This window comes from Bradyrhizobium jicamae, from assembly GCF_001440395.1.
Lineage (GTDB): Bacteria > Pseudomonadota > Alphaproteobacteria > Rhizobiales > Xanthobacteraceae > Bradyrhizobium > Bradyrhizobium jicamae.
Window position 1 is genome coordinate 84,064 of record NZ_LLXZ01000049.1, and the last position, 21,882, is coordinate 105,945.

A 21,882-nucleotide genomic window follows, 5' to 3' on the forward strand; every position below is an offset into this window, starting at 1 on the left:
CCACCAGGTAAAGATCCGCGGCTTCCGGATCGAGCTCGGCGAGATCGAGGCGCGGCTAATAGCGCAGGATGGCGTGCGCTCGGCGGTAGTGATCGCGCGTGAGGCTGGCGCCGGGCGCCAGCTCGTCGGCTATGTCAACGGCGAAGCGTCGCTCGATGGAGCCACGCTCAAGACAGCGCTGTCGTCGGCACTGCCGGACTACATGATGCCGGCGCGGATCATGGTGCTGGACCGGCTGCCGCTGACGCCGAACGGCAAGATCGACCGCAAGGCGCTACCGGCGCCGGATCAGCTCGCGGCGTCGGCCGAGCATGTCGCGCCGCGCACACCTACTGAGGCGAAGCTCGCCGCGATCTGGGCGGACCTGCTGCGCCAGCCCGATATCGGTGTCACCGACAATTTCTTCGAGCTCGGTGGTGACTCTCTCATTGCCGTTCAGCTCGTCAGCCGCATCAAGCGCGATCTCGGCCAAGACCTGCCGCTGAACAAGCTGTTTGAAATGACGACCGTCGAAACCATGGCGGCTGCGCTCACGCCTGAGATCGAGGTGGACAAGCGCAGCGACGACATCGCTGCGATGCTCGACATGCTGAAGGAAGTCGAACTTGCCGATGAGTGATACCGCCACCACGCAGAAGCAGCAGCTTCGCGACATCTCACGGCGCTTGATGCGCCTTGATGCCAGCAAGCAGCATGCGTTCCTGACGCAGCTCGCGGCAAAGGGCGTCAATCTCGCAATGCTGCCGATTGCACGCCAGGAGCGGACGCGGGCGCCGCTGTCCTTTGCGCAATCGCGCCTCTGGTTCTTGTGGCGGATGGATCCGGATAGCGCCGCCTACAACATCTCGGCGACCGTGCGGATGCGCGGCAAGCTTCAGCTGCACGCGCTGCAGCAGGCCTTCGATATGCTGGTCGCCCGCCACAGCGCACTTCGCACGGTGTTTCGGCAAGAGGGCAGGGAAGCCGAGCAGATTGTGCTCGAGCCGCGACCGGTCGCGTTGCGACAGGTGACGCTTGATGGTGACGACCGTGAAGGCCAGGCGCGCCTGCTGGCGCGGCAGGAAGCCGCGCTGCCTTTCGACCTGGAGGCCGGCCCGCTGATGCGCGCCGCATTGCTGACGTCGGCGGAGGACGACCATCTTCTCGTCGTCACCCTGCACCATATCGTCGCCGACGGTTGGTCGATGGGCGTGCTTGTCGACGAGTTCTGGAAATTATACGCGGCGGCTGCGAGCGGCGAGGCACCGGCGCTGCAGGAACCTGACATCGAATATGCCGATTATGCCGACTGGCAGCGGCTCTGGATGAGCGCGGTCGATGGCGAGCGGCAGGTCAAGTATTGGACCAGCCGTCTCAAGGATCCGGCCGTGCTGCAGCTTCCGATCGATCGGGCCCGGCCGGCGGTACCTGACCTCGCTGGATCCGCGCTTCGCTTGACGCTCGATCCGGCTCTGGCCGATGGCCTGCGCGCGCTTGCGCGCCGGAAGCAGACGACATTGTTTACTGTCCTGCTGGCGAGTTTCAAACTGCTGCTCTATCGTTACACCGGCCAGTCCGACATCAGCGTCGGCGTACCCGTTGCCAATCGCCATCGCGATGAGACCCGCGGCGTCATCGGGCTGTTCGTCAATACCCAGGTGCTTCGCACTGATATCGACGGCCGCGTGTCGATTGCGGACTTCATTGCATCGGTCCATTCGGCCACGGTCGAAGCGCAGGAGAACCAGGACCTTCCGTTCGAGCGACTGCTTGAAATCCTGCAGCCGAAGCGCAGCCTGAGCCAGAATCCGCTCTTCCAGGTTCTCTACAATCACCAGCGCCGGCGCGGATCGGGTAATCCGCCTGACCAGACCGGCCTGCAGATCGAGAAGGTCGAGCCTGAAGTCGACACGGTCAAGTTCGACCTCGCGCTCGACAGCGAAGAGGGCCCGTTAGGCGAAATCCGCGCGATCTTTACCTATGCAACCGCGTTGTTCGAGGCGGCGACGATCGAGCGTCTGGCGTCGCACTGGGGCACGATTCTGAAGGCGATGGTTGAGGACGGCGCGCAGCCAATCGCCGGCCTTGCACTGCTTTCCGAACAGGAATGGGCCAGGCTGCGCCAGTGGAACGGCGTGGATGCGGCGACGGCCACGCCGTTCGCGCCGGTGCATCAAACGGTCTCCCGGTTTGCGCGTGAAACGCCCGATGCGCCGGCACTGACCCTTGGCGATGAGGTGATCTCCTATGTCGAGCTTGATCGTCGCGCCAACAGGCTCGCGCATCGTCTGATCCGCCGGGGTGTTGGTCGCGCAGATCTCGTCGGCATTTCGGCACGGCGCTCGCCCTCGCTCATTGTAGCCTTGTTGGCCATCTTGAAGACGGGCGCAGCCTATCTGCCGCTCGATCCCGAACATCCGGCGAAGCGGCAGGTCAGCACCATGCGTGATGCCGGCGCGCGCTTCGTGCTGGTTGATGCCGAGGGTTCGGCACTGACGCCACCACTGCCCGGGATCGAGGTTGTTCCACTCGACGAGACCGATCTTGATCGCGAGCCCGAGAGCGACCCTGCGATCGCGGTGGCCCCAACAAGCCTTGCCTATGTGATCTATACCTCCGGCTCCACCGGCCTTCCGAAGGGGGTGGCGGTCGAGCATGGGCCGTTCGCGATGCATTGCGAGGTGACCGCCGGGCTCTACGATATGGACCGGCACTCGCGCGAACTGCACTTCCTGTCCTTTACCTTCGACGGCGCCCATGAGCGGCTCTGGACCGCGCTGACCTGCGGCGCCGCGCTCGTGATGCGCGATGCTGACCTGTGGTCGGCCGAGCAGACGCTGGATGTGCTGCGCCGGCAGCGCGTCACCAACGCCGGCTTCCCGCCGGCCTATCTGCAGCAGCTCGCCGATTTTGCGGCGTGGCGCGGCGATCCGCCGCCGGTCGAGCTTTATTCCTTCGGCGGCGAGGCGATGCCGAAGGCCGGCTTCGACAAGGTCAAGCGCGCACTCAAGCCGCGGACACTGATCAACGGCTACGGCCCGACCGAAACGGTGGTGACGCCGCTGGTCTGGAAGGTCGACGCCAGCGAAGAAATCGACGGCAACTACGCGCCGATCGGCCGTCCGGTCGGGCGCCGCTCGGCCTACATTCTGGACGGTGATCTCAACATCGTGCCGGTCGGGGTGACCGGCGAATTGTTCATCGGCGGTGAGGGGCTGGCGCGCGGCTATTGGCGGCGCGCCGAACTGACGGCCGAGCGGTTCATTCCCGATCCCTTCGGTGCGCCGGGTGCGCGGTTATATCGAACAGGCGATCTGGCGCGATGGCGTGCCGACGGTGTAATCGAATATGTCGGCCGCTCCGATCATCAGGTGAAGATCCGCGGCTTCCGGATCGAGCTCGGCGAAATCGAGGCATGGCTGATGCGGCAGGCCGGCGTGCAGTCGGCGGTCGTCGTCGCCCGTGAAGCCGGCGCCACCCGCCAACTGGTCGGCTATGTCTCAGGCGATGGCGCGTTCGACGAAGCGGCAATGCGCGCTGCACTCTCGGACGAACTGCCCGACTACATGGTGCCGGCCCGTATCATGAAGCTTGAGCGGCTGCCGCTCACGGCTCACGGCAAGGTGGACCGCGAAGCCCTGCCGGCTCCCGAGATGTCAGTTGCGACGGCCGCGCATGTCGCGCCGCGAACCGCGACCGAGACGACGCTGGCCGCGATCTGGGCCGAGCTGCTCGGTCAGTCCGTCATTGGCGTCGACGACAATTTCTTCGAGCTTGGCGGCGATTCCATCATCTCGCTGCAACTGGTCGGACGAGCCCGCCAGGCGGGTCTGCTGATCGAACCGCGCGACGTTTTCCGGCACCAGACGTTGCGGGAGCTGGCGCTGATAGCGCGCATCGAACGGCCGGAGAAGGACGTCGCTCCCGAAAAAGATCTTGAGGGCAGCGAGCATCCGCTGTTGCCGATCCAGGCGCGCTTCTTCAGCGAGGATGCCGGCGAGCGCCATCACTGGAACCAGGCCGTCCTGTTGATGCCGAAGTCACGGCTCGATTGGTCAATCATGGAACGCACGGTCGCCGCGATCGCGGCGCATCACGCAGCCTTGCGCCTCCGCTTCGAGGAGATCGACGGCGTCTGGCGCGCGGCCTATGGTGCCGCGCCGGCGATCTCGGAACTTTTATGGCTTCGAAGCGGTATCCGCGATGCCGCCGAGGTGACGGTGGTTGCTTCAGCAGCCCAGGCCAGCCTGTCGCTGGCAGGGCCGCTGTTGCGCGTGGTCGGCATGGACCTCGCCGACGGCAGCCAGCGGCTGCTCGTGGTCGTGCACCACCTCGTCATCGATGGCGTGTCGTGGCGCGTGCTGCTCGAGGATTTTGCCGCGGCGTACGGACAGATTCAGCAGGGCACATCGTCGATCGTATTGGCGAAGAGCCAGTCCTATGCATCATGGGCGACTCGGCTGCAGGCCCATGGCGGCACCGAAGCGCTGGCGTCGGAATTGTCCTATTGGCTCGAGCGGGGATCGCGCGCCGATCTGCCGTGTGACGATGATCACGGCGGCGTCGACCGGGTCGCCGAGGGCGAGGAAATCTCGCTGGCATTCGACGCAGCGCTGACGACGCGACTGCTGAAGGAAGCACCGTCGGCCTATCGGACCCACGTCAATGATCTCCTGCTGGCCGCACTGGCGCGGGCGGTATCGCGCTGGAGTGGAATTGAGGATGTCATTGTCGAACTCGAAGGGCACGGCCGCGAGGACGTTTTTGCGGGCGTGGATATCTCCCGCACGGTGGGCTGGTTCACCACCGCTTTCCCCGTACGTCTGCCGGGTGGCTCCGGCGACGACGCTTCGCTGATCAAGTCCATCAAGGAAGAGCTTCGGGCGCCTCCGGCCCGCGGGCTGGGCTACGGCATATTGCGCTATCTCGGAACGGACGCACAGCGGAAGGCGTTGGGCGCGCTTGCCGAGCCGGGCATCGTCTTCAACTATCTCGGCCAGTTCGATTCCAGCGTAGGTGAGAGCGCGCCGTTCCGCCTTGCGCCCGAGAGCGCCGGGCCGGCGCGCAGCGATAGCGCGCCGCTTGGCCGCTGGCTCAGCATCAACGGCCAGGTGCGGGAAGGGCAGTTGCGGCTGTCGTTCAGCTACGGCCGCAGGCGTTACCGGCGCGCGACGATCGAACGCTTCGTGGAGCATTATGCGGCGGCGTTGAGGGAACTCGTCGACCATTGCACCAGTGGCGCCCGCGGCATGACGCCATCGGACTTTGCATTGTCGGGATTAACTCAGGTCGATCTCGACACACTTGGCGCAACGGTCGACTGCCGCGAGATCGAGGACATCTATCCGTTGTCGCCGATGCAGCAGGGAATGCTGTTCCATGCGCTGCGCGACGGTGAAAGCGGCAATTATGTCAACCAGGTCAGCCTCGAGGTGCGCGGCCTCGATCCCGGCCGGCTGCGCGCCGCCTGGCACGAGGTCAGCGCGCGCCATGCGGTGCTGCGAACCGGTTTTGCCTGGCGCGAACTGTCAGGCGCGCCGCAGCAGGTGGTCCATCGCCATGTGATGCTGCCGTTCCTGGAGGAAGACTGGCGCGAACAGGCCGCCGCCATGGACCGCAGCGAATTCGAGGCCGCACTGGCCCGCGCGGCGCAGGCCGAGCGTGCCAAGGGATTCGACCTGGCGCAGGCGCCGTTGCAGCGCGTTCGGCTGATCCGGCTCGACGAAAGCCGCCACTGGCTGATCTGGACGCACCACCACATCCTGCTCGACGGCTGGAGCTCGGCGCGACTGATGGCCGAGATATTGCAGCACGAACGCGGCGGCCGCTTGCCTCCGGTGCAGGGGCGCTATCGCGACTACATTGATTGGCTGCAAAAGCAGGACCGCGATGCGGCGGCGTCATTCTGGCGCTCGGCATTATCAGAACTCGACGAGCCCGGTTTCCTCGCGGACACGCTGGGAGGACCGGCGACGATAGGTGCATCAGGTCATGGCTCGCTGGACCTGCTTCTTTCCGCGGATATGGCTGCAAGCCTTCAGGCGTTTGCCAAATGTGAGCGCGTCACGCTGAACACGCTGCTGCAGGGCGCGTGGGCGCAATTGTTGCGCCATCACACCGGCCAGCGCGTGGTCTGTTTCGGCGCGACGGTGTCGGGGCGGCCGGCAGAGATCAGCGGTTCCGAGGACATGGTCGGCCTGTTCATCAATACGCTGCCGGTCGTGGATCGGGCGAACCCGCAAACAGATGTGGGGGCATGGCTCCGCGACCTGCAGGAGCGCAACATCGATCTGCGCGATCACGGCTGGATGCCGCTCTACGAGATCCAGCGTCTCGCCGGCCGATCCGGGCGCGCGCTGTTCGACAACATCCTCGTCTTCGAGAACTACCCGATCGACCAGGCGCTGCGCGGCGAGAACGAAAGCGGCCGCCGCTTTGGAAAAGTCGAGCAGGTCTCGATCACCAACTATGCGCTGACGGTGGCGGTGTTCGCCAAGAGCGATGGCATCAATCTGGGTTTCCGCTACGACCGCGGCCGGTTCGATGACGACCAGATCAGATATCTGCAGGCGTCTCTGGCGCGTCTGCTTGCCGAGATCGTGGCGGATGCCTCCCGGCCGCTCGGTGAACTCAGTGGCCTGGATGCCGATGAGATGCGGAAAGTGCTCGGCTGGAGCGGCGGCGTTGCGAAGGCTTTGACCTTCGGCAACAGCAGCATCGTTGCGCAGATCGAGGCGCGTGCGGCTGCCTCACCGTCCTCGATCGCATTGGTGTTCGGCGGCCAGGAGGTCAGCTATGGCGATCTGAACGCGCGCGCCAATCGTCTGGCGCGGCGGTTGCGCGATCAGGGCATCGGTCGCGACCGGCTGGTCGGCCTTGCGCTGGAGCGCAGCGTCGAGCTGATCGTCGGTGTCCTCGCCGTGCTGAAGGCGGGTGGCGTCTACCTGCCGCTCGATCCGGATTATCCGTCGGATCGGCTATTGCACATGGTGCGTGACAGCGGAATGACGCTGATACTGACTCAAGGCGGGCTACTGGAGCGCCTGGCGCCGGTGATGGCTGGAGCGGATGCTGAGGCCTGGACCATCGACGAAAAGGTCCGCATGGAAACGTCGGATCGCAATCTCGCGGTGGCGCTGCATCCGGACAGCCTGGCCTATGTCATGTACACGTCGGGGTCGACGGGCATGCCCAAGGGCGTGGCCTGCTCGCATCGCGCGCTCGCGGCGCGGCTCGGCTGGATGCAGGCAGAATATCGCCTCGATGCCGGCGAGACCTTGCTGCAGAAGACGCCGTTCAGCTTCGACGTCTCGGTTTGGGAGATCCTGTGGCCGCTGGCGACCGGTGCACGGCTTGCGATTGCCACGCCCGGCGCGCATCGCGAACCGCGGCTGCTGGTGGAAGCCATCATCGCCCATGACGTGACGACGCTGCATTTCGTGCCGCAGATGCTCGAACATTTTGTCGCCGAGCCCCAGGCCGAGCGCTGCGTCTCGCTCAAGCGCCTGTTTGCCGGCGGCGAATCCCTGTCGGCGGAACTGAAGGCGCGCGTGCTCGCTGCCTTCCCAAATGTGCGGTTCGACAATCGCTACGGCCCGACCGAAGCCTTGATCAACGCCACGTTCTGGAACTGTCGCGACGATGACGCGGCCCGTGTGCCGATCGGACGGCCGATTCCCGGCACGATCATTCGAATCCTCGATGCCAATCTGAACATGGTCCGCGCGGGGGTAATGGGTGAGTTGTTCATCGGCGGGGCAGGGCTCGCGCGCGGTTATTGGCGGCGCGGGAAGCTGACGGCGGAACGTTTCACTCCCGATCCCTTCGGCGGGCCCGGCGAGCGGCTGTATCGGTCGGGAGATCTGGCGCGTTGGCGCGCCGATGGCGCGATCGAGTATGTCGGGCGCTCCGATCACCAGATCAAGATTCGCGGCTTCCGCATCGAGCTTGGCGAGATCGAGGCCCGGCTGCTGGAGCAGCCCGGCGTTCGCTCCGCGGTGGTCGTGGCGCGCAAGGTCGGGGCCGGCCGCCAGCTCGTCGGCTATGTCAGCGGCGCGGGCGAACTTGAGGAAGCGCCGCTGCGGACGGCACTGTCATCCGTTCTGCCCGACTACATGGTGCCGTCGCGGATCGCCGTGCTGGAGCGATTGCCGCTGGCGCCAAACGGCAAGATCGACCGCCAGGCGCTGCCGGCGCCCGACGCCGTGGACGCAGGCGCGGAGTATCAGGCGCCGCGCACGCCGGCCGAAGCGGTGCTCGCGGCGATCTGGGCCGAACTGCTCGGCCAGCCTGCCGTTGGTCTCGCCGACAATTTCTTCGAACTCGGTGGCGATTCGATCATCTCGCTGCAGATGGTGAGCCGAGCCCGCCGCGTCGGATATCTGATCGAACCGCGCGACGTATTTCAGCATCAGACGCTGGAGGCCTTGGCGCTTGCGGCGCGTACCGAGCAACGCAGCGAAGTGCTTGCCGATCAGGGGCAGGTCACGGGCTCGCATTCACTACTGCCGATCCAGGCCCGCTTCTTTGCCGAGGACGCAGGCAGGCGCGATCACTGGAACCAGGCGGTGCTGCTGGAACCGAAGGATCGCCTCGACTGGGATGTCATGCGGCGCGCGATCGCCGTCGTGATCGATCATCACGATGCGCTGCGGCTTCGCTTCGATGAGGGTGAAGGAGGTTGGCGCGCGGAGCACGGCGTTGCGCCGGCTGCAGCGGACCTGCTGTGGGTCCGACGTGTTGGTGATGGAGAGGGTGTGACGGCGCTGGCGTCGTCGGCGCAGGCAAGCCTGTCGATTTCCAAAGGACCGCTGCTGCGTGCGGTCGGCATCGACGTCGCCGATGGCAGCCAGCGCCTTCTCATCGTGATCCATCATCTGGTTGTTGATGGCGTTTCATGGCGGATTCTGCTGGAAGATGTTGCCGCTGCATATGCGCAACTTGCGCAAGGCGGGATGGTTGTGCTTCCGCCCAAGAGCCATGCTTACGCATTGTGGGGTGAGCGACTGCATACCTATGCAGCTTCGCCTGCACTGGCTCCCGAACTGTCCTATTGGGCCGATCGCCGGACAGATGCGGATATTCCTTGCGATGACGACCATGGTGGCATCGATCGCGTCGCCGACGCCGATGAAGTGCTGCTCTCGTTCGAACGGGAGTTGACGCAGCGCCTGCTGACGGACGCACCGTCCGCTTATCGCACGCAGATCAACGACCTCCTTCTCGCCGGCCTCGCGCGCGCCGTCTGGCGCTGGAGCGGACGGGAGAATGTCTTGGTCGAGCTGGAAGGCCATGGTCGCGAGGACCTGTTCGGCGATCTCGACATCTCGCGCACGGTCGGCTGGTTCACGACCGCGTTTCCCGTGCGGCTGGCCGGCGGGGCGCAAGCGCCGTCCGCATTGATCAAGACGGTGAAGGAGGAGCTGCGCGGCATTCCCGGCCGCGGGCTCGGCTATGGCGTATTACGCTATCTCGGCTCTGAAGAGCAGCGCGCGGCGCTGTCCGACATCGCCGAGCCAAAAATTGCCTTCAACTATCTCGGCCAGATCGACGGCGGTAGCGACGAGGCGACATTGTTCGCCATGGCGGCGGAAAGCGCGGGTTCATCGCGCGACGCATCCAGCCCGCTGCGGCGCTGGCTCAGCGTGAACGGCACGGTGCGCGACGGGCAGTTGCGGCTCTCGTTCGGTTTCGGTCGCAAGCGCTATCGGCGCGAGACGATCGAGCGATTGGCGGCGATGTATGAAGCGGCGCTGCGCGAACTGGTCGATCATTGCACCAGCGGCGCCTGCGGCCTGACGCCGTCGGATGTGGCATTGTCGGGCCTTGGCCAGACCGAGATCGATCATCTCGGGCTCGATTGGCGTGACGTCGAGGACATCTATCCTCTGTCGCCGATGCAGCAGGGCATGCTGTTCCATGCGATGCACGACGGCGAGAACGGACTTTACGTCAACCAGGTTGCTGCGGAAATGCACGGCCTCGATGCCGCAAAGCTACGTCGTGCCTGGCAGGCGGTCAGCGATCGCCATGCGGTGCTGCGAACCGGCTTTGTCTGGCGGGATCTCTCCGGCTCACCGCAACAGATCGTCTATCGCCGTGCGGAAGTACCGTTTGTCGAAGAGGACTGGCGCGCGCGGTCGGCAGAGTGGGACCAGGCAGAATTGGACGCCGCGCTGACCGATATTTCGCGGCAGGAACAGGCTGCGGGGTTTGACCTGTCGCGACCGCCCTTGCAGCGGGTGCGGTTGATCCGGCTCGGAGACGATCGGCATTGGCTGATCTGGACGCATCATCATATCCTGCTCGACGGATGGAGCTCGGCGCGGCTGATCGCCGAGGTCATGCAGCATAACGGCGAGGGCCGGCTGCCGACATTGCAGCACCGCTATCGCGATTACATTGCGTGGCTGTTGGGCCGGGACAGGGTCGCTTCGGCGGCGTTCTGGCGCGATGCGATGGCTGGGCTCGATGAGCCGAGCTTCCTGGCGGAGCATGTGGACGCGGAATCGTCCGGCCACGGCATGCTCGCGCTGGAGCTGGATGCCGCGCTGACCGGGCGACTGCAACAATTTGCGGCGCGCGAGCGCATCACGATGAACACGCTGGTGCAGGCCGCATGGGCGCAATTGCTGCGGCAATATACCGGGCAGAGCACGGTTTGCTTCGGCGTCACGGTGTCGGGCCGGCCGCCCGAGCTGTCAGGTGCCGAAGACATGGTCGGCCTGTTCATCAACACCTTGCCGGTCGTCGACGACGTCGGTCCGCAGCAGAGCGTTGGAGTATGGCTGCGTGAGTTGCAGGATCGCAATCTGGCCCTGCGCGAGAACGGCTGGACGCCGCTCTATGAAATTCAGCGTCTTGCGGGGCGTCCCGGACGAGCGCTGTTCGACAGCATTCTGGTGTTCGAGAATTATCCGGTCGACCACGCGCTGATGGGGAGGAACGGGCAGATCCGCGTCGGCGAGACCAGGATCGTCGAAACCAGCAATTATCCGCTGTTCGCGAGCGTCGGCGTCGATGAGCGGCTGCGATTGGTCTTCAACTATCAGCGCAGGCACTTTGATGAGGCGCAGATCGCGCGGCTGCAGCGTGCCTTTGTGCAGCTCATGGAGGCGTTGAGCGTCGATGCCGATCGGCCGGTCGGCACGGTCGTAGCCGGCGACCCCGCCGATGATGCGCTGCTCGTCCGGGCCAACAGCACGCGGTGCGATGGGCCGCGCCGGGGCATTGTCGAACAGTTCGAGTCGCAGGTCCGCCAATCGCCCGATGCGATTGCGCTGGTGTTTGGCGAGAAGGAGCTGAGCTACGCTGCGTTGAATGCGCGCGCCAACCGGCTGGCGTGGCGGCTGCGCAAGCGCGGGATCGGAACCGATGTCGTGGTCGGACTGGCGCTCGACCGCGGCGTCGAGATGATGGTGGCGCTGCTGGCGGTGCTGAAGGCGGGCGGGGCGTATCTGCCGCTCGATCCGGATTACCCGGCCGAGCGGCTGGCCCACATGCTGCGCGACAGCGGCGCGGCGCTGGTGCTGACGCAAAGCTCGCTGCTCGATCAGTTCGCCCCGGTGCTGGAGGAGACCGGCGCCGAGGCCTGGCTGCTCGAGGAGGAAGGCGAGGGTGGCGATGAAGGCAATCTAGAAATTGCCGTGCATCCCGAAAGCCTCGCCTATGTGATCTACACCTCGGGTTCGACCGGCGTCCCCAAGGGCGTGATGGTTCGCCACGACGCCGTGACGAATTTTCTGGCGACCATGGCGGAACAGCCGGGCATGACGGCCGGCGACTGCGTGCTTGGCCTGACGTCATTGTCTTTCGACATTGCGGTGCTGGAGCTGTGGTTGCCGCTGACGCTCGGTGCCTGCGTGGTGCTGGTGGATCGCGCGGCCGCGCATGATCCGGCGCGGCTCAAGGCTATCGTCGCCAAACAGGGCGTGACCATGATCCAGGCGACCCCCTCGACCTGGCGGATGCTTCTCGACCACGACGGCTCATCGCTGCCGGCGAACTGCCGGGTGCTCGCCGGCGGCGAGGCGCTGCCGCCGGATCTGGCACGGCGGCTGGTGGCGCAGGCCGGCGAGGTCTGGAACCTGTACGGCCCGACCGAGACGACGGTGTGGTCGGCGCGCCATCGCCTCGATATCAGGGATGATCGTCCGGTGCTGGGCGGCCCGATCGGCAACACCACGCTGCACATTCTGGACAACGACCTCAACCTCGCGCCGGTCGGCGTCGCGGGTGAGCTCTATATCGGTGGGGCAGGCTTGGCGCGCGGCTACTGGCGGCGCGGCGCGCTGACGACGGAGCGCTTCATCCCCGATCCGTTTGGTCCGCCCGGAGCGCGGCTCTACCGCACCGGCGACGTGGCGCGGTGGCGGTCGGATGGCGTGCTCGAATATATCGGCCGCGCCGATCACCAGGTGAAGATCCGCGGCTTCCGGATCGAACTCGGCGAGATCGAGGCGCGGCTAATGGCGCAGGATGGCGTTCGCTCGGCGGTGGTGATCGCGCGTGAGGCTGGCGCCGGGCGCCAGCTTGTCGGCTATGTCAGTGGCGAGACATCACTGGATCCAGCCACGCTCAAGACCGCGCTGGCGTCGGCACTGCCGGACTACATGGTCCCCGCGCGGATCGTGGTGCTGGAGCGGCTGCCGCTGACGCCGAACGGCAAGATCGACCGCAAGGCGCTGCCGTCACCGGACCAGCTCGCGGCGTCGGCCGAGCATGTCGCGCCGCGCACACCTACTGAGGTGAAGCTCGCTGCGATCTGGGCCGACCTGCTGCGCCAGACAGACATCGGCGTCACCGACAATTTCTTCGAGCTCGGTGGCGACTCCATCATCTCGCTGCAGATGGTGAGCCGCGCGCGCCGCGAGGGCGTATCGATCGAACCGCGCGACATCTTCCGGCATCAGACGATCGAGACGCTGGCGGCATTATCTCGCGACGTCGGCCCGGCCGAGGACACACCGGCATCCGAACGCGGTTCGCTCGCGGGGCTATCCAGCGAGCAGCTCGAACGGCTTGATCTGGACTGGAACCGCATCGAGGACATCTATCCGCTGTCGCCGATGCAGCAGGGCATGCTGTTCCACAGCCTGCGCGATGCCGGCAGCGGCGTCTACGTCAATCAGGTCAGCGTCGAGATCCGCGGCCTCGACCCCGAACGTCTGGGCCGGGCATGGCAGGCGGCGACCGCGCGCCATCAGATGCTCCGGACCGGATTCCTGTGGCGCGAGCTTTCCGGCTCGCCGCTGCAGGCCGTCTATCGTGACGCCGTTGCGCCGTTCGAACAGGAAGACTGGCGCGGGCAGACGATCAGCGACGAACGGATTGCGGCGGCACTTGCCGGCGAACGCGCCGCCGAGTTCGATCTCGCGACGCCGCCGCTGCAGCGCGTGCGGCTGTTGCGCCTCGAGGGCGATCTCTACCGGCTGATCTGGACTTATCATCACATCCTGATGGACGGATGGAGTTCGGCAAGGTTCGTCGGCGAAGTTCTGCAATGCTACTACGGCGGCGCGCCCGCAGCGAACCCGACGCGTTACCGTGATTACATTGCCTGGCTGCTGGCGCAGGACGCCAAGGCGGCTGAAAACTTCTGGCGCGAACAGCTCGGGGACTTCGATGAGCCGACGCAACTGGCCGACGCCTTCGGCTCGCGCCGTCACCCGGCATCCGGCCATGAGCGCTGCTATACGCGGCTTGGAGAGACCGCGACCGCGGAGCTGAAGGCATTCGCGCGCCGTGAGCGGATCACGCTCAACACTATCGTTCAGGGCGTCTGGGCCTTGCTGCTGCAACGCTACACCGGCCAGCAGACCGTGACGTTCGGCGTCACGGTCGCCGGCCGCCCGGCCAATCTCAACGGCTCGCAGCAGATGCTCGGGCTCTTCATCAACACGCTGCCGGTGATCGAAACGCCGTCGGTCGCCAGCACGGTCGGAGACTGGCTGCGCGCGCTGCAGGACCGCAATTCGGCGATCCGCGACTACGAGCATACGCCGCTCTACGACATCCAGAGCTGGGCCGGCCGCGCCGGGCAGACCATGTTCGACAGCATCATCGTGTTCGAGAATTATCCGATCGAACGCGGCATGCACCAGGGCGATGGTTCGCTGCAGTTCAGCGGTCTGAAGAATGTCGACGTGACGAACTACCCGATGGACCTGTCAGTGCTCGTCGAGGACACGCTGCAGATCGAGTACACCTATATGCCGAGCCATTTTACGACGGCACAGGCGGCGCAGATCAAGGCGCAGTTCGAGCATCTGCTTGGAGCACTGGCGCGCGACGCAACGGCAGTGCTCGGCAGCATCGACCCGGCGACGGCGATCGACGCCGCGCTTGCCGGGAATTGCAATCGCCACGCGACGCCGGCCGTGCCGCTGCCGCTGGTGCATGAGGCGATCGGCCGCCATGCGAAGCGGCCGGAGCGGACGGCGCTAACCATCGGCGGCAGTGTGCTCTCGTTCGGCGAGCTCGATGCCAGGGCCAACCGTCTTGCCCATCATTTGATCGCTCGCGGGCTCAAGCCCGAGCAGCGTGTCGGTGTCGTGGTCGAACGTACCCAGGCGACGATGATTGCGCTGCTGGCCGTGTTGAAGGCGGGTGGGGCGTATGTTCCGCTCGATCCGGAGCTTCCAGCGGAACGGCGCGCGTTCGTCATGCGCGATGCCGGCATCTCGTTCCTGCTGGCGGGGCAAATCGGCATCGAAGTCAGCATGGATCGCATTGAAAGAATCTCGCTTTCCACATTCGACTTCGATGCGGGACCGGACGACGCGCCGCAACCGGCGCTGCGCGCCGATAATCTCGCTTACCTGATCTACACGTCCGGCTCGACGGGAACGCCAAAGGGGGTCGCCATCGCTCACGGGCCGCTCGCGATGCATTGCCACGTCACGGGCAGAATTTACGAGATCGACGAGAACTCGTGCGAGCTGCATTTCCTGTCGCTGGCCTTCGACGGCGCCCATGAGCGCTGGCTGACGGTTCTGTCGCATGGCGCGCGGCTGTTGATGCGCGACGCCGAATTGTGGACGCCGGAGCAGACGGTCGAAAACCTGCACGCGCACCGCGTCAGCCATATCGGCTTGCCGCCGGCGTATCTGCAGCAGGTCGCGGAAGCGGTCGAGCAGACGGGCAATCCGCCGCCGGTCAAGCTCTATTCGTTCGGCGGCGAGGCGATGCCGAAGGCGGGCTTCGACAAGGTCAGGCGCGTCCTGAAGCCACAGATCCTGATCAACGGCTACGGCCCGACGGAGACCGTCGTCACGCCGCTGGTGTGGAAGGTCGATGGCACGGGCGAATGCGAGACGCCCTACGCGCCGATCGGCGTGCCGGTCGGAGACCGCAGCGCTTACATTCTCGATGGCGCGCTCAACATCATTCCCGCAGGTGTCGCAGGCGAGCTTTACCTGGGCGGCTTTGGCGTGGCCCGCGGCTATCACGGCAAGGCTGATATGACCGCCGAGCGATTCGTGCCCGATCCATTCTCGGCGGCCCCGGGGGCACGGCTGTACCGTACCGGTGACCTCGCGCGATGGCGCGACGACGGCACCGTCGAGTATCTCGGCCGCAGCGACGACCAGGTCAAGGTCAACGGCTTCCGGATCGAGCTCGGAGAAATCCAGACCACGCTGCTTCGCCATGAGGAGATCGAGCAGGCGGCAGTGGTGGCGTTGCCGGGCGCAACGGGAAATCAGCTCGTGGCCTATGTCGCACCGAAAACGGCAAAGGACGCGTCGGCAGATGCCGTCGACGCGCTGGTTGAGCGATTGACCTCGTTCCTGAAGCAGACCTTGCCGGCCTACATGGTGCCGGCGCGGACCATGGTGCTGGAGCGGCTGCCGGTGTTGTCGAGCGGCAAGATCGATCGGCGTGCGCTGCCGGCGCCTGACGCGGCGGCGCGAAGCTTCGTCGCGCCGCAAGGGCCTGTTGAAACCGCGATGGCGCAGCTATGGGCCGAGATCCTTAAGCTGCCGCAGGTCGGCGTGACAGATAATTTCTTCGAACTCGGCGGCAATTCGATTCTCAGCCTCAAGGTCGTGGCCCGGCTTCGGCAGGACAAGACATTCGGTATCGAGATCAAGCTGCGCGATCTCCTGCAGAAACCGACGATCCGCGCGCTGCTCGCCGATAGCAGCGCCGCGGCCTCCGCCACTGCGCCGGCGCCATCGGCGCTGCTGCCGCTGAATGCGGCGGTTCGTAGTGCGCAGCCGGTGTTCGCTGTACATGGCGGTTTCGGTACCGTCTTCGATTATGGACCGCTGGCGCGCCACCTTGAGGGGCGCCGACAGGTGATCGGGCTGCAGTCGAGAATGCTGGTCGACAGTTCGTGGACCGACCGGTCGCTTGACGCGATGGCCGCGGACTATGCGAACGAGATCAGGCAGGCGCAGCCGCATGGGCCGTATAGTCTGGTCGGTTGGTCGCTCGGCGGCCTTCTCGTCAGCCTCGTCGCCGCCGAACTCGAACGTTCCGGAGAGCGCGTCGAGTGTCTTGCCATGATTGACAGCTTCGTGCTGCGCCAGCAGGGCGGATCGAACCGGCAGGAAGCGGCCGTCCACTGGGCCGACGATCTCGCGGGATTGCTGTCGGCCGTTCTTCCGCGGTCTGCCGCGGCTCGCATCAGCCCGCATGTGGAAGAGGCGAAAGCCGCAGGTCTGCCGGAGACGTCCGGGAATGTCCGGCATCTGGTCGCGCTGATTTCAGGGGAGGGAGTCTCGACGGACGATAGTTCCCTCGGCGTCGACGACATCGCCGGTGCCTTTGCCGTCGGGCGACATCTCAAGATCCTGACTGAGAACGCAACGCCACCGCACGGTCTTGCGGCTAGGCCATTGTGCTGGTGGACTTCAAGCCGGTTGACACAGCGCGACCGGCTCGAGGCGCAACTGCCCGACGCCGTCGATCGCGGCGTCGTCGGCGACAATCATTTCACGATCCTCAGGGATGCGCGCCTGCTCGATGATATCTGCGGCCTGCTTGTGCCGGAGGCAACATCGACGGCGTCGCAGGACACGGTTCCGGAGCCGGCAGAATGAGCAATCCCATGAATCTTGATCCAGACATCGCAGCGCTGCTCGAGATGGTGCAGGCAGGCACCGAAAGCGGCGCCCGCATTCCGTTTCCGCAACTGACGGCCGTTCAGGCGCGGGCCGATTTCGATGCATCCTCGCCGCTGCTCGATGTCGATCCGCCGGCGCTTGGTCATGAGCGTCAACTCTCGCTGCCGATGCGCGATGGTGCGATGATCGAGGCGCGGCTCTATGCGCAGGCGGAGCCGAGCAGCCGCAATCCGGTGCCGGTCCTCCTTTATATGCATGGCGGCGGCTTTGTCGTCGGAAGCCTCGATTCACATGAGCCCTTGTGCCGCGGTCTTGCCGATGACAGCGGCGCGGCGGTGCTGTCGGTCGGCTACCGGCTTGCGCCGGAGCACAAGTTTCCGGCCGCCTTTGAGGATGCCGTCGATGCGCTGGCCTGGATCGGTCGCGAGGGGCTCGCAGTAGGACTGGATGCCGGCTGCGTCGCCGTCGGTGGCGACAGCGCCGGCGGGACGCTTGCCGCGGCGCTCGCTATCGAAAGCAGGGCCAGCAGAAGCTTGCCGCAGCCCGTGCTCCAGATTCTTGCCTATCCCGGCCTGAGCTCCCGACAAACGTCGGATTCCTACGCGCGGTACGGTTCCGGTTATCTCCTCGAACGCAACACCGTCGACTGGTTCTTCAAGCAATATCTTCGCGACGACGCCGACCGCGATGACTGGCGTTTTGCGCCACTCGCCGCAAAGGATCTCTCAGGGCTGCCGCCGGCGCTCATCGTGCTGGCCGAATTTGATGCCCTCGTGGATGAGGGGCGCGACTATGCGGCAAGGCTGCGCGCCGCAGGCGTTGCCGTCGATCTGCAGATCTATCCAGGCATGATCCATGAATTCCTGCGCATGGGAAACGTCGTGGCTGATGCCCTGCGGGCGCGGGCGGCGATCGGACAGGCGCTGGCCGGCGCTTTCGTGCTGCGGCCGAGAAGGCCGCCTGATATGGAAATGCAGCGGGAATGAGGGTATGTCATGACAGTCACCCGCCACAGCCTCGCTGCAAGGCTTTCCTGAGCCGGATTCCATGAGAACGTTTGTCCCCGATTACAGGCTGTCCCGTCGCGCGCTTCTGAAAGCTGGCATTGGTGGCGCGGCGCTTGCCGGCGGCTTGCCGATGGCATTTGCCCAAGGCGGCGGATCGCCATCCGCTCCCCGCATTGCCGCGCTCGGTTGGGCCTGTGCGCAAACGATACTGGCGCTCGGCATGGTCCCGCTGGTCGTTCCGGAGATCGAGCGCTACGGCAGGCTCGTCGTCGAGCCGGCGGTCCCGTCGAGCGTTCAGGAAATCGGCCTGCGTTCGGAGCCAAATCTCGAACTGCTGCAGAGTTTGGCGCCTGATGTCATCATCATCGATCCCAGTATCATGGCCGCCATGCCCCGGCTCAAGCTGGTCGCCCCGGTCGAGGTGTTCACGATCTTCAAGCCCGGCGGCCATCCTTTGGAAACGGCGCGCCGTTCGACGATGGAGCTGGCGCAGCGTCTCGGCGTGCAGGCTGCGTGCGAGGCCTACCTGGCGCGGTTCGACGTCGCCATGACAGGCTATCGCGAGCAGGTTAGGGGGCGCGGGGGCAAGCCGCTTTATCTCGTCAGCGAGATCGCGCGCAACCGTGCGCTCGTATTTGGCCCGAACAGCCTCTATCAGGAGGTGCTCAATCAATTCGGGTTGAAGAATGCCTGGACCGGGCAGAGTGGTCCGTGGGGGCACACCAGCGTCGGCCTCGAAGTGCTGGCCGCGGTCCCCGACGCGCGACTGGTGCTGTTGAGTTCGCGCGTTGCCGATATCGAAGCCCTGCTCAAGTCGAGCCCGGTGCTGCAGACCCTGCCGTTCCTTCGGTCGGGACGGCTGACGGTGCTGGGCAATCAATTCTTCTATGGCGGCGTGCCGGCGGCGGAGCGCTTCGCACGTCTGCTCGCCGAACGTTTGCCGCAGGACAACAATGAGCAAGGTTGACGCGCTGCCCGGCCGGTCCGGGATCGAGATGCATCCGGCGGCGCTGATCGGCTTGTTGTTTGCTGCAGCCTTTGCGCTGACGTGGCGGCATCTGTCGGGGCATCTGCCGGCCGGCGCGTGGTTGCCGGTACTGTGGCGGCCCGAGATCAACGACCCGCAGCAGATGCTCGTGCACTATACCGTGTTTCCACGCATCGCGGTGGCGCTGCTGGCCGGCGCGGCCCTTGGTCTCGCCGGCACCGTCTGTCAGCAGGTGTTGCGCAATCCGCTGGCTGAACCGAGCACCCTTGGTGTCTTGAACGGGGCCTATCTGGCGCTGGCCGTCACCACGCTGTGGGCGCCGTCGCTGGTCGCGTCCGGCCGCGAGTGGATTGCGCTGGTGGGCGGGTTCGCGGCCTTCCTATGTGTATTCGGCCTCACCTGGAAGCGTGCGCTGTCGCCGGTCGTGCTGGTGCTCGCCGGGCTGATCGTTGCCTATTACTGCGCCGTGACCACGCAGGCGCTGGTGCTGCTCAACCACGAATATCTGATCGGCCTGTTCATCTGGGGCGCCGGATTCCTCAATCAGCAGGACTGGAACAATGTGACGTTCCTGGCGCCGCGCCTGCTCATTTCCTTCGTGCTGATCGCGGCGATGGTTCGTCCGCTGACCTTGCTCGGCTTCGATGACGAGACCGCGCGCAATCTCGGCCTCGGACTGACAAGAGCGCGGGTCTGTGCGCTGGCGATTGCGATCGCGCTGAGTGCCTCGGTTGTCAGTGTGGTCGGCGTGATGGGCTTTGTGGGCCTGGCCGCGCCGGCCATCGTGATGCTGTCAGGCGCGCGCCGGTTTCGTGACCGGCTGATCTGGGCTCCGCTTTGCGGCGCCATGCTGCTGTGGCTCACGGACGAGCTTGTGCTGCTGATTCCGCCCGGCTATCGCGAAATGCCGGCAGGCGCCGTGACAGCCCTGATCGGCGCGCCGATGTTGCTGGTGCTGCTGCCGCGGCTACGCTCCACTGTGCTGGTGGGAAACCTCACGCCATCCGTTCCGCCACGGCTTGAGAATCCCTGGCGGATAATCCTGTTCGCGCTCGCCTTGCTGCTGTTCGTCGCCTGGATTGCACTTGCCGTGGGCGTTGGCTCCGAGGGCTGGCGCTGGAGCGGCCTCGCCGGCATCCAGGAATTTTGGCCATGGCGCTGGCCGCGCGTGGTGTCGGCGATGGCGGCGGGCGCGACTCTGGCGGTGGCCGGCACGCTGCTGCAGCGCATGACCGGAAATCCGATGGCCGCGCCGGAGGTAATGGGCATCAGCTATGGCGCTGCGATGGGCGTCATCGTTCTTCTCTATGCGTTTCCTGCGCACACGCGGCTGGCGCAGATTGCAGCGGGCGGGATCGGCGCCTTCCTCGTACTGGCATTGGTCCTGCTGTTCAGCCGGCGGTCCGAGTTCAGTCCGGAACGGGTGCTGCTGGCGGGCGTCGCCATGAGCGCGGCGTTCGGCGCGATCATTGCCATGGCGCTGGCGACCGGCGACCCGCGCATCGGCATGCTCCTGTCGTTGCTGACGGGGTCGCTGTATCAGATCGGTCCAGCCGAGGCCCTGGTCCTTGCTGCCGCGGCGCTGATCCTGCTGGTCATGGTGCCGATGCTGTCCCGCTGGCTCGACATCCTGCCGCTTGGCGCGGCGGCATCGCGTTCGGTCGGCATCTCGCTAGGGCGAAGTCGCATCATCATCATGCTGCTGACAGCATTGCTGACGGCGACGGCGACGCTGATGGTGGGGCTGTTAAGTCTGGTCGGCTTCATCGCCCCGCATATGGCGCGGATGATGGGCGCGCAGCGCGCGCTTCATCAGGCCGCGCTGGCGGCGATGATCGGGGCCATCCTGATGGTGTTTGCGGATTGGGCCGGGCGAATGGTGATATTTCCATTCCAGATGCCGGCCGGCATTTTCGCGATGATGCTTGCCGGACCCTATCTCATCTGGCTGTTGCGCCCGCGACGCGGATGATCGTAGCGCTTTACCGTGCGAAGCTGATGAGATGGCCGTGATCCGGTGACGGCATCACCCCCATCGCAATGCCGTAGATGGTTTCGAGCTCGGCCGGGGTCATGATCTTGTCCGGGGTGCCGCGGGCAATCAGCTTGCCTGAATGCAAGGCGATGATCTCGTCGCAGAAGCGAGCGGCCATGTTGACGTCATGGAGCACGACGACCACGCCGAGATTGCGCTCGCGGGCGAGCTGCTTGACGAGCGACAGAACCTCGATCTGGTGAGCGATGTCGAGCGCCGACGTCGGCTCGTCGAGCAGAAGGCATTCGGCATCCTGCGCAACCAGCATCGCGATCCAGACCCGCTGGCGCTCGCCGCCAGACAATGTATCAACCAGCCGGTCCGCAAACGGCTCGATGTGAGTCAGCGCCATGGCTTCCGCGACCTTGTCGCGGTCGGTATCGCCAAAGCGGCCGAGCGCGCCATGCCAGGGATAGCGGCCGAGCGCAACCAGCTCCTTCACCAGCATGCCGGCGGCAGGCGGCGTTTGCTGCGGCAGATAGGCGACCTTGCGGGCGTACTCCCGATCGCTCCATTCGCGCAACGCGCGCCCCTCGAAGCGGATCGTGCCGGAAGAACTCGGTTGCTGCCGTGCCAGCAATTTCAGCAAGGTCGATTTGCCGGAGCCATTGTGCCCGATCAGGCCGACGACGCTGCGCGCGGGAAGGGCGAGGGTGAGCGGTTCGAGCAACGCGCGCTCTGCGACCGCGAAGCCGACCTGCTCGAGCTCGAACAGGGACGCGGGCGCATCGGGCGAGGCCTGCGCAATTTCGGTTGGCCGAACTACGTGCATGAGAATGTGCCTGCGAGGCAGTGCGAGGCGAG

The 21,882-nt window shown here is 65.6% G+C and carries 6 protein-coding genes; 5 read left to right on the forward strand and 1 reads right to left on the reverse strand.

The annotated features are described in order from the left end of the window. The 5 genes from CQ12_RS46145 to fhuB all read left to right on the forward strand — a co-directional run. Positions 1 to 619: phosphopantetheine-binding protein (locus CQ12_RS46145; protein ID WP_245309786.1), on the forward strand; the 619-nt coding region annotated here is incomplete at its 5' end. Continuing rightward, a complete protein-coding gene (locus tag CQ12_RS07750) occupies positions 612 to 17,024 on the forward strand; it encodes a non-ribosomal peptide synthetase (RefSeq protein WP_057834746.1) in 16,413 nt (5,470 codons plus the stop codon). The genes CQ12_RS46145 and CQ12_RS07750, both read left to right, overlap by 8 nt. Then, entirely contained in the window at positions 17,021 to 18,034 is a 1,014-nt protein-coding gene (locus CQ12_RS07755) for an alpha/beta hydrolase (protein WP_245309789.1), read from the forward strand. The genes CQ12_RS07750 and CQ12_RS07755 overlap by 4 nt, the downstream gene beginning before the upstream one ends. 61 nt (positions 18,035 to 18,095) lie before the next feature. Then, a complete protein-coding gene (locus tag CQ12_RS07760) occupies positions 18,096 to 19,022 on the forward strand; it encodes an ABC transporter substrate-binding protein (RefSeq protein ID WP_057834747.1) in 927 nt (308 codons plus the stop codon). Further along, positions 19,009 to 21,015, forward strand: coding sequence for a Fe(3+)-hydroxamate ABC transporter permease FhuB (gene fhuB, locus CQ12_RS07765; RefSeq protein WP_057834748.1), 2,007 nt, complete (start codon positions 19,009 to 19,011; stop codon positions 21,013 to 21,015). The genes CQ12_RS07760 and fhuB overlap by 14 nt, the downstream gene beginning before the upstream one ends. Before the next feature lie 10 nt (positions 21,016 to 21,025). Here the strand turns inward: fhuB and CQ12_RS07770 are convergent, their stop codons facing one another. Then, the gene (locus CQ12_RS07770; RefSeq protein WP_057834749.1) at positions 21,026 to 21,850 is read right to left on the reverse strand and encodes an ATP-binding cassette domain-containing protein; all 825 of its coding nucleotides are present in this window, start codon (positions 21,848 to 21,850) and stop codon (positions 21,026 to 21,028) included. Positions 21,851 to 21,882: the final 32 nt, after the last annotated feature.